Raw genomic sequence first — 11,098 nt, forward strand, 5'->3', positions numbered from 1 at the left:
TTCCCACAGAGATTGTGCCAGCAGATATGAAAAAGCCCCGGCATCACTGCCGGGGCTTTCTTTTACCTCAACGCCAGGCTCAGGACGGAATCACCGCCGCCTGCCCGCTCATCGCCAGGTCGACCAGCTCGCGGTTGGCCACCGCGTACATCGCATAGTCGGTGCCGCTGGCATTGCGCAGGTCGTCGAGCATGGCGCGCCAGCGCTCGACCATCACCCGGTGCTGCTCGCACCACAGCGCCACCCGTGCATCCATGTCTTGCGGCGCGTCGGCCATCTGCAACACCGAGATGGTGATCGCCCGCTGCTGCAGGTCGATGTCGTCGCGGAACGCCTCACGGGCCAGGGCCTGCCAGTTGTTCTCCACCGGCAGGTTGCTGATTTCCTGCAGGTACCAGGTCAGGTCCAGCGAGCTGCCCACGGCGAAGAAGGCCTTGGCCACCTGCGCCGGATCGTGACCGGTGACGTCCGAGGCCTCGATGATCGGCAACAGGGTGTACAGGTGGGTGGTGCCCGCCACCATGCGCGCCAGCAGTTCCGGCACGCCGGCCTCGACGAAGCCTTGGTAGCGGACCATCCAACGCTCACGGGTCGGACCTTCCAGCAACTCGTCCAGCTTCAGGCCCAACTGGGCGATCTTCGGCCCGAAGTGGGCGACATCGCGACCCGCGTCCTGCTCGTTGCGACGGCTGCGCAGGAACCAGCGGGTGGCGCGGCGGCCCAGGCGCATCAGCTCGTCCATCAGGGTCAGCTGGATCTCGGCAGGGACTTGGTAGTCCAGAGCCTCGATCTGGCGGAACCAGTGCGGCAGGTGGAAGATGTCGCGCACGATCACATAGGCGCCGGCGACGTTCGCCGGGCTCATGCCGGTGGACTCCTTCAGGCGCTGAACGAAGGTGATGCCCATGTTGTTGACCAGGTCGTTGGCGATCTGGGTGCTGACGATCTCGCGCTTGAGGCGATGGCGGCGCATCGAGTCGGCGAACTTGCTTACCAGCGACGGCGGGAAGGCCGTTTCCATGTCACGGGTCAGGTAGTCGTCGTCCGGCACCAACGACTTGAGCAGTTGCTCCTTGAGATCGATCTTGCTGTACGAGATCAGCACCGACAGCTCGGCGCGGGTCAGGCCGTGACCGGCGGCCAGGCGCTCGGCCAGTTGCTCTTCGGTGGGCAGGAACTCGATGGCGCGGTCCAGCTTGCCACGGGCCTCGAGGTCGGCCATCAGGCGCTTGTACTCGGCGATTCGCTCGCGGGCGCGGCGGGCAGCCAGCGACAGCGCTTGCGTCTGCTTGTAGTTGTTGCCCAGCACCAGCCCTGCGACTTCGTCTGTCATGCTGCCCAGCAACTGGTTGCGCTGCTTCTCGGTCATGTCGCCACCCTGCACCACTTCGTTGAGCAGGATCTTGATGTTGACCTCGTGGTCGGAACAGTCCACGCCGCCGGCGTTATCGATGAAGTCGGTGTTGGTGGCGCCGCCGTTGAGGCCGAACTCGACCCGGCCGAGCTGGGTCATGCCCAGGTTGCCGCCCTCGCCCACCACCTTGCAGCGCAGCTCGTTGCCGTTGACGCGCAGGGCGTCGTTGGCCTTGTCGCCGACATCAGCGTGGCTTTCGCTGCTGGCCTTGACGTAGGTGCCGATACCGCCGTTCCACAGCAGGTCCACCGGCGCCTGCAGCAACGCGTGCAGCAGCTCGGTCGGGGTCAGGCGGTCGGCCTCGATGGCGAAGCGTTCCTTCATCTGCGGGCTGATGGCGATGCTCTTGGCGCTGCGCGGGAAGATCCCGCCGCCTTCGGACATGATGCTGGTGTCGTAGTCGCTCCAGGCCGAGCGCGGCAGGTCGAACAGACGCTTGCGCTCGACGAAGCTGGTGGCCGGATCCGGATTCGGATCGATAAAGATGTGCAGGTGGTTGAACGCGGCCACCAGTTGCAGCTTGTCGGACATCAGCAGGCCGTTGCCGAACACGTCGCCGGCCATGTCGCCGACACCGACCACGGTGATCGGGTCTTCCTGCACGTTGATGCCGCGTTCGCGGAAGTGACGCTGCACGCCGACCCAGGCACCACGGGCGGTGATACCCATCTTCTTGTGGTCATAGCCAGCCGAGCCGCCAGAGGCGAAGGCGTCGCCCAGCCAGAAGCCATAGTCGATGGCGATGCCATTGGCGATGTCGGAGAAGGTCGCGGTGCCTTTGTCGGCCGCCACCACCAGGTACGGATCGTCCTCATCGTGACGCACCACGTTGGCCGGCGGCACCACGCCACCGTCCTTGAGGTTGTCGGTGATGTCGAGCAGGCCGGAGATGAAGATGCGGTAGCACGCCACGCCTTCGGCGGCGATTTCGTCACGGCTGCCGCCCAGCGGCAGGCGGCGCGGCAGGAAGCCGCCCTTGGCGCCCACCGGCACGATCACCGAGTTCTTCACCTGCTGAGCCTTGACCAGGCCGAGCACTTCGGTGCGGAAGTCCTCTTCGCGATCCGACCAGCGCAGGCCGCCGCGGGCGACGTTGCCGAAGCGCAGGTGCACGCCCTCGACCCGTGGCGAATAGACGAAGATCTCGAATTTCGGCACCGGTTTCGGCAGTTCCGGGATCAGCTTGGGGTTGAACTTGAAGCTGAAGTACGACTTGTTCTGGCCGTTGGCGTCCGGCTGGTAGAAGTTGGTGCGCAGGGTGGCCTTGATCAGGTCCAGGTAGCGACGCAGGATGCGGTCCTCGTTGAGTACCTGGACCTCGTCCAGGGCGCTGAGAATCGCCTGCTCCAGGCGCTGTTGCTTGTCGTCCAGGTCCTCCTGGGTCAGCTTGCGCGCCAGGTAGAAGCGGGTCTTGAACAACCGGGTCAGCTCGCGGGCGATGTCGGTGTGGTTGTTCAGGGTGCTGGCGATGTAGCCCAGATCGAAGCCCAGGCGAATTTGCTTGAGGTAGCGGGCATAGGCGCGCAGCAGCGCCACGTCGCGCCACGGCAGACCAGCAGTCAGCACCAGGCGGTTGAAGGCATCGTTTTCGGCGTCGCCCTTGACGATATGGACGAAGGCGTCCTGGAAGGTGTCGTTGAGCTGCTGGATATCAAGATTGAGGCCTTCGCTGTAGGTGAAGGCGAAGTCGTGGATCCAGAACTCGCGGCCGCTGGCGTGGCGCAGGCGGTACGGGAACTCGCCGAGCACGCGCAGGCCGAGGTTTTCCAGGATCGGCAGCACGTCCGACAGCGCCAGCGGCGTATCGGCGTGGTACAGCTTGCAGTGCAGCTGGCGCTCGCCCAATTGGGTCAGCGGCTGGTAGAAGCTCATGGCCAGCGGCTTGGCTTCGGACAGGTTCAGCACATGCTGCATGTCGACCACGGCCGAGTGCGCGGCGAAGCGCTCACGGTAGCCGGCCGGGAAGCCTTTCGGGAAGTCGGCCAAAATATTGGTGCCGTGGGCCTCGCCGAAGTTCTCCACCACCAGCGCCGAGAAATCGTCCTGCCACGAACGGCAGGCCTGGATCACTTCGTTTTCCAGCTGCTGCGGATCGATGTCGATGCGGTTCTTCGGGTCCACCCGCAGGATCAGCTGCACGCGGGCCAGCACCGACTCGGAGAAGAAGGTCCAGAACTCGCAGTCGGTGGCCTTCAGGCGCTCCATCAGCACCTGCTGGATCTTCTGCCGCACCTCGGTGGAGTAGATCTCACGTGGCACGTAGGCCAGGCAGTAGCAGAAGCGGCCGTACGGGTCCTTGCGCAGGAACACGCGGATCTTGTTGCGCTCCTGGATCTGCACGATCGACATGACAGTGCTGAGCAGTTCGTCGACCGGGGTCTGGAACAGGTCGTCGCGCGGCAGCACCTCGAGGACCTGGGCCAGCTCCTTGCCCAGGTGGGCTTTGGGGTCGAAGTTGGAACGGCGTTCGACCTCGGCGACCTTGCCACGGATGTACGGGATGGTGTGCACGCTCTCGCCGTACACCGACGAGGTGTACAGGCCCATGAAGCGGCATTCCTTGATGACCTTGCCGTCCTGGTCGATCTGGCGGATCGACACGTAGTCCGGGTACGCCGGGCGGTGCACGCGGCTTGGCTGCGAGGCCTTGGCGAACGACAGCAGGCGCGGCTCGCGCAGGTAGGCGACGGCGTAGTCCTCGATGCGCAGGTCGTCGGCGCCCAGGCCTGCGCGCAGCAGGCGGGCCAGGCCCAGGAACGAGGCCTCGTCGTAGACCAGGTGGCCGCCGTCGGCATCGGACTCGACAGTAAACTCCTCGTAGCCGAGGAAGGTGAAGTGGTTGTCCAGCAGCCACGACAGGAAGCTCTTGACCTCGGCCTTGTCGTTCTGCGCCGGGCCGAAGGCGTTCTGCTCCACCAACTCCAGCAGCTCGCGGATCTTGGCTTTCATCGGCTCGAAGTCGGCGACCACGCCGCGCACTTCGGCCAGCACCTGCTCCAGCTCCATGCTCAGGGTGTTGAGCTCGGCGGCATTGGCGCAGCGGTCGATCTCCAGGTACATCAGCGACTCATGGCTGACGCCCTCGCCCTGGGTGCCTTTTGGCAGCAGCTCGACCAGCTCGCCCTTGGCGCCGCGGCGCACGCTGAGCACGGTGGTCTGCAGGGTGTGGATGCTGTAGCCGCGGCGGTTGAGTTCGGTGCGCACCGAGTCGACCAGGAATGGCAGGTCGTGGTGCAGCACCTCGACCACGGTATGGGTCGATTGCCAGCCGTGGCGTTCGTAATCAGGGTTGTAGACCCGCACCTGCGGGTGTTCGGGGTCGAAGCGCTCGATGATGCGCCAGGCGGACAGCGTGCAGCCGGCAAGGTCCGACAGCCTGCGCTGAGTGAGTTCGTCCAGAGAGATGATGCCGAAGAACTGCTCGGCGAACAGCGCCACTTGTGGCAGGGACTGTTCGCTGATGTGCTGCGCCAGGGCCGTCTGCAGTTGATGCTGGAAGTCGGCTTTGCTGGCTGCGGTGAAAAACGCCATCTGTGGTACTCCGCTTGGGCTTTGTTATAGGTGAAGCGTCGCGTACGTCCGCCGGGTACGGATCAACGATAGCCAACCCGCGGCAAGCCGGACGGTAAAACCAGGCGTTGGACATGAACGTCATGTCCACCGACTGGGCAGCTTAACGACTGAACGGTCACCGCGGCTTGCAGCGCTGCGACAATTTCGGTCAATGCGCGGTAACTTTACGTTTATCGCGGCCGCCAAGGCTGTCAGAATTCCTTTCCTTTGCCATTGACCCGAGCCGCCCATGCAACTGAAAACCGCCCTGCTCTTCGCCACCCCCTGTGACGATGAGGAAGACAACATGGCGACCCTGTGCTGCCACAGCGACAAGGGCCAGATGTTCCTGCTGACCCGTTATCCGGACGAGGACACCGTCGACCTGACCCTGGATGACGAGCCGTCGACCCTGGACGGGCTGAAGGTGACCCTGAGCGCGCAGCGGCTGCTGATCGAGGTGGCGGCGGGGGATCGTGATGCGCTGAAGGGGGATGAAACGCTGGAGATCATTCTGACCAGCGCCGGAACCGACCTGGATGAAGTGAAGGAAACGTTGCAGAACATCCTTGCCGGGACCGGGACATTCGTGTCCGAAATCTGAACTGCTACATCGCTCCTACAGGGACCGCGCAAGCCTTCAGGAGATTGACAGGCCACTATCGAGACAGGCATTGTCTGACAACCTGACCAATAAGAACCCCTGTCCATGCTAGAGCTCCAGCGCCCCGACACCCTCGTCGAACGTGTCGTCAGCGCCATCCGCGCCGAGATCGATTCCGGCCGCCTGGCCGCCGAATCGCGCCTGCCCACCGAACAGCAACTGGCTGAACAACTCAATGTCAGCCGCTCGGTGGTGCGCGAGGCCGTGGCGCAGCTCAAGGCCGACGGGGTGCTGATCGCCCGCCGCGGGCTCGGCTCGTACATCTCGCAGACGCCCAGCGGCACGGTGTTCCGCTTCCCCGGCAGCCAGGGGCGCAAGCCGGACCTGGTGCAGATGTTCGAGATGCGCCTGTGGATCGAAACCCAGGCCGCCGCCATCGCCGCCCGCCGCCGCGACACCGACGACCTCGCGCGCATGGCCAGCGCCCTGGGCACGATGGAAAACCCGCGTAGCGACTTCGCCACGGCCTCGGCCGCCGACGTGGCCTTCCACCGCGCCATCGCCGAAGCCAGCAAGAACGACTACTTTGTCGCCTTCCACGACTTCCTCGGCGGCCAGCTGGCCGCCGCGCGCCGCACCGCCTGGGAAAACTCCGCCACCCCGGCGGTGGGCGGTTCGGCCGATGCCCTGCGCGAGCACCGGGCGCTGTACCAAGCCATCGCCGACGGTGACCGCCAGGCGGCTGCCGGCTGCGCTGAAGCCCACCTGCGCGCCTCTGCCAAGCGCCTGAAACTCGACCTTCCCGACCTCGACTGACTCCGGAGAACCCCATCGCGACCTGGCGAGGCTTTCACGCGAACTACTTAGTCTGACAACCTGATAAGCAGATTCACCGACAAGAATACCAAGGTACCCTGCATGACCTACGACTACTGCATCATCGGCGGCGGCATCGTCGGCCTCGCCACCGCGATGGCCCTGCTCGAACGACGCCCCGGCGCTTCGCTGCTGATCCTGGAAAAGGAAGCCAGCCTCGGCCGTCACCAGACCGGCCACAACAGCGGCGTGATCCATGCCGGCATCTACTACGCCCCCGGCAGCCTCAAAGCCGACCTGTGCAAGCGCGGCGCCCAGGCCACCAAGGATTTCTGCGGCGCGCACGGCATCGCCTTCGAGGTCTGCGGCAAGCTGCTGGTGGCCTCCAACGACCAGGAAGTGCAGCGCATGCAGGCGCTGTACGAGCGCTCGCAGCACAATGGCCTGAAGGTCGAGCGCCTGGATGCCGACGCCCTGCGCGAGCGGGAGCCGAACATCGTCGGCAAGGGCGCGTTGTTCCTCGATGCCACCGGAATCGTCGACTACCAGCAAGTGTGCGACGCCATGGCCAAGGTAATCCGCCAGGCCGGCGGCGAACTGCGCCTGTCCACCACCGTGCGCGCCATCCAGGAACATGGCGACCACGTCGCGATCAGCGCCGACGGCAACGCCTGGCGCGCCCGCCAGCTGGTGGCCTGTGCTGGCCTGCAGTCCGACCGCTTGGCGCGCCTGGCCGGGGTCAGGATCGACCATCAGATCATTCCCTTCCGCGGCGAGTACTACCGCCTGCCAGCGAGCAAGAGCCAGATCGTCAACCACCTGATCTACCCGATCCCCGACCCGGAGCTGCCGTTCCTCGGCGTGCACCTGACGCGGATGATCGACGGCAGCGTCACCGTCGGCCCCAACGCGGTGCTCGGCTTTGGTCGGGAGAACTACCGCAAGTTTTCGGTGAACTGGCGCGATGTCGCCGAGTACGCGCGCTTTCCGGGCTTCTGGAAAACCCTCTGGAACAACCTCGGTTCCGGCACCACCGAGATGAAGAATTCGCTGTTCAAGCGCGGCTATCTGGAGCAGTGCCGCAAGTATTGCCCGTCCCTCGAAGTCGAGGACCTGCTGCCCTATGAAGCCGGCATCCGCGCCCAGGCGGTGATGCGCGACGGCACCCTGGTGCACGACTTCCTGTTCGCCGAGACGCCACGCATGGTGCATGTGTGCAATGCGCCGTCGCCCGCCGCCACCTCGGCGATCCCCATCGGCCAGATGATCGCCGAGAAGATTCTCCAGGCTCGCTGATCCACCCGCTGCATCCACAATTACAAAGACAACAAGGAAAACCTCAATGTCGGTACACGAAACGGCCCTGGCCGCGAGCGAAACCCCCGAACAGCAACGCAAGCGCCTGCGCAAGGTGGCGGCGGCGACCATCTTCGGCTCGATGCTGGAGTGGTACGACTTCTACCTCTACGCCACCATGGCGGCGATCGTCTTCTCGAAGATCTTCTTCGACCCGAGCAACCCGGCGGTGGCCTCGCTGCTGGCGTTCTCCACCTTCGCCATCGGCTTCATCGCCCGGCCCTTCGGCGGCGTGCTGTTCGGCTACCTGGGCGATCGCTTCGGGCGCAAGCACGTGCTGGTGATCACCTTTTGCATGATGGGCCTGTGCACCATGCTGATCGGCCTGATCCCCGGCTACGCCACCATCGGCATATGGGCGCCGATCCTGCTGGTGATCATCCGCATCATCCAGGGCCTGGGCGCCGGTGCCGAACTGTCCGGCGCGGCGGTGACCTCCTACGAGCACGCCAGCGAAGGCAAGCGCGGCAGCCAGGGCGCCTGGCCGGCGCTGGGGCTGAATCTGGGCCTGCTGCTGTCGTCGCTGACCGTGTACCTGTTGACCATGAACGGCAACGAGTTCCTGCTGGCCGGCGGCTGGCGCATCCCGTTCATCGCCAGCATCGCCCTGGTGGCGGTGGGCCTGTGGGTGCGCAAGAGCATCCCCGAGACCCCGGACTTCAAGGAGCTGGACAAGGACGACGACAAGCCGCAGGTGTCGCCGCTCAAGCTGCTGTTCCGGAACGACCTCAAAGGCCTGGCGGTGGTGTTCTTCGTGGCCGTGGGCTACAACGCCCTGAGCTACATCTTCAAGACTTTCTCGCTGGCCTACCTGACCCAGTTCAAGGGCGTCGAGGCCCACGTCACCTCGCTGTCGGTGACCTTGGCCAGCCTGGTGGCGATCTTTGCCGTGCCGTTCTTCGGCTGGCTGTGCGACAAGTGGAGCAGCAAGACCGTGCTGATGCTCGGCGGGTTGCTGTCGGCGCTGTTCGCCTTTCCGTTCCTGCAACTGCTGTCGACCGGCGAGCCGATGATGATCTACCTGGCCATTGCCGTGGGCACCGGGATCCTGGCGCCGATGATGTTCGCCCCGCAGGGCTCGTTCCTCAGCCGACAGTTCCCGACCCAGACCCGCTCGTCGGGGTTCGGCACCGGGCGCGAGGTCGGTACCGCCGTGGCCGGTGGCCTGGCGCCGCTGGGCGGGCTGGCGCTGGTGGCCGGGTCGGCGACTCACTCCACCGATGGCGTGGCGTTGATCCTCGCGGTGGCCGGGGTGCTGGTGGTGGTGTTTGCGTTCCTTGACCAGGGCTGGCGGCATTCGAAGTCGAAGAATTAAGCGACACCAACGATCTTGATCTTGATCTTGATCTTGATCTTGATCGCAAGGCTAACCCCTCCTCACTAGCGACAGCTACGCCAGCCCAGGCGCCGCCCGTAACTTCGCGACTTCAGGAGGCCGAACGCAGGTCTTGCGCAGGGAGGTGACGGGCATGGATGCCCGTCAAGCGCTGGGGCCCAGGATGGGCCCTGCAGCGCGGTCCTCCCGGGAGCAAGGCCGGAGTGAGGGGACCCGAAGCGAAGCGTAGGGCCGGATGAATGGAGCGAGGATTTTTTGGTTCCTTTTTGATCCTTCAAAAAGGAACTCGCCGTAAGGGCGAAAAGGTGACTATGCGTCGACATCGCAAATGAATGCACCTACAACTATCAATACCAGTACTGACCGAATTTGACTTTGACTTTTAGAGCATGTGTTTTGAAATTTACATGCGCATTCATTCGCGATGGCGACGCGAATTTACCTTTCCGCCCTTACGGCGGGTAACTTTTTGAAGGATCAAAAAGTCACCAAAAAATCCTCGCTCCATTCATCCGGCCCCTACGCTTCGCTCCGGGGTCCCCTCGCTCCGTTCTTGCTCCCGGGAGGACCGCGCTGAACGCCCCATCCTGGGGCGCAGCGCTTGACGGCCATCCATGGCCGTCACCTCCCTCCGCAAGAACTCCGCTCGGCCTCCTGAAGTCGCAATTGGTGTTGCCTGAACTATCGCACACTTAAAAGCAAGATCAAGATCAAGATCAAGATCAAGATCAAGATCAAGATCAAGATCAAGATCAAAAAATATGAATCACCTGCCGAGCAGGAAAACACCTATGGGGGATAGTGGGCGCCGCGTTACGTGTAACTACTGCCCCTCAAAGCGACCGCCGTCAAGAAGCAATGAAGCGCCCCCAGCAACCCCATCCAACACCTGTAACAGACTTCCCTGCCACGATAGGTTCCCACTGCCTCACCTCTATCCTTTACACGATTTTTGCAAACCGCCATTGGTCGCCACCCCCCCGGATGGATTAAAGTATCCCCCCTCGCCCGGCAAGCGCCCTCAGCGCGCCAGGGCCCATCCCCAGGAACCGCCAACGATGGAACACCGTGAAGCGCTGATCGCGCTGCGCACCTTTCTCTCCTCCCAGATCCTCGGCCAGGAAAAACTGGTCGAGCGCCTGCTGATCGTGCTCCTGGCCGACGGCCACATGCTGGTCGAAGGCGCCCCGGGCCTGGCCAAGACCAAGGCTATCAAGGAGCTCGCCGAGGGCATCGAGGCGCAATTCCATCGCATCCAGTTCACCCCCGACCTGCTGCCCGCCGACATCACCGGTACCGAGATCTACCGCCCGGAAACCGGCAGCTTCGTGTTCCAGCAAGGACCGATCTTCCACAACCTGGTGCTGGCCGACGAAATCAACCGCGCCCCTGCAAAGGTTCAATCGGCGCTGCTCGAAGCCATGGCCGAGCGCCAGGTCAGCGTTGGACGCAGCACCTACGAGTTGTCGCCGCTGTTCCTGGTGATGGCCACGCAGAACCCGATCGAGCAGGAAGGCACCTACCCGCTGCCCGAGGCCCAGCTCGACCGCTTCCTCATGCACGTCAAAATCGGCTTCCCAGACGCCGCGGTGGAGCGACGCATCCTCCTGCAAGCCCGGGGCGAGGCACTGGGTGGCGAGGTGAAGCCCGAGCGCCGGGTTAGCCAGCAGGCCATCTTCGCCGCCCGCAAGGAAATCCTCGGCCTGTACATGGCAGATGCCGTGGAGGAATATCTGGTGCAGCTGGTCATGGCCACCCGCACCCCGGCCAAGTTCGACAGTGAGCTGGCCGACTGGATCGCCTACGGCGCCAGCCCCCGCGGCTCAATCGCCCTGGACCGTTGCGCACGCGCCCACGCCTGGCTGGCCGGGCGCGACTTCGTCAGCCCCGAGGATATCCAGGCAGTGCTGTTCGACGTGCTGCGCCACCGCATCATCCTTTCGTTCGAGGCCGAGGCGGCCGGGGTCGACCAAGACCGCGTGGTCCAGCGCATCCTCGACGTCGTCGCCGTCGCCTGACC

The 11,098-nt window shown here is 64.2% G+C and carries 6 protein-coding genes; 5 read left to right on the forward strand and 1 reads right to left on the reverse strand.

The features are described 5' to 3' along the window. Positions 1 to 79: 79 nt before the first annotated feature. Complete coding sequence (locus AC25MA_RS02080) at positions 80 to 4,945, reverse strand: NAD-glutamate dehydrogenase (RefSeq protein WP_028692933.1); 4,866 nt, start codon at positions 4,943 to 4,945, stop codon at positions 80 to 82. Between the two features lie 271 nt (positions 4,946 to 5,216). Between AC25MA_RS02080 and AC25MA_RS02085 the strand changes: the two genes are divergently transcribed. From AC25MA_RS02085 to AC25MA_RS02105, 5 genes are all read left to right on the forward strand, one after another. Next, complete coding sequence (locus tag AC25MA_RS02085; protein WP_028692932.1) at positions 5,217 to 5,570, forward strand: hypothetical protein; 354 nt, start codon at positions 5,217 to 5,219, stop codon at positions 5,568 to 5,570. Between the two features lie 105 nt (positions 5,571 to 5,675). Further along, positions 5,676 to 6,386: a FadR/GntR family transcriptional regulator gene (locus AC25MA_RS02090; RefSeq protein WP_213883988.1), complete on the forward strand. Its 711-nt coding sequence runs from the start codon at positions 5,676 to 5,678 to the stop codon at positions 6,384 to 6,386. A 102-nt stretch (positions 6,387 to 6,488) separates the two neighbouring features. After that, the gene (gene lhgO / locus AC25MA_RS02095; RefSeq protein ID WP_028692930.1) at positions 6,489 to 7,682 is read left to right on the forward strand and encodes an L-2-hydroxyglutarate oxidase; all 1,194 of its coding nucleotides are present in this window, start codon (positions 6,489 to 6,491) and stop codon (positions 7,680 to 7,682) included. Positions 7,683 to 7,728: 46 nt separating this feature from the next. Beyond that, positions 7,729 to 9,057 carry an MFS transporter gene (locus AC25MA_RS02100; protein ID WP_028692929.1) on the forward strand — a complete coding sequence of 443 codons (1,329 nt, stop codon included), beginning with the start codon at positions 7,729 to 7,731 and terminating at the stop codon, positions 9,055 to 9,057. Between the two features lie 1,079 nt (positions 9,058 to 10,136). Beyond that, positions 10,137 to 11,096, forward strand: a complete 960-nt coding sequence (locus AC25MA_RS02105) for an AAA family ATPase (protein WP_011532987.1) — start codon at positions 10,137 to 10,139, stop codon at positions 11,094 to 11,096. Positions 11,097 to 11,098: the final 2 nt, after the last annotated feature.

This window comes from Pseudomonas sp. P65(2024) (assembly GCF_057480955.1).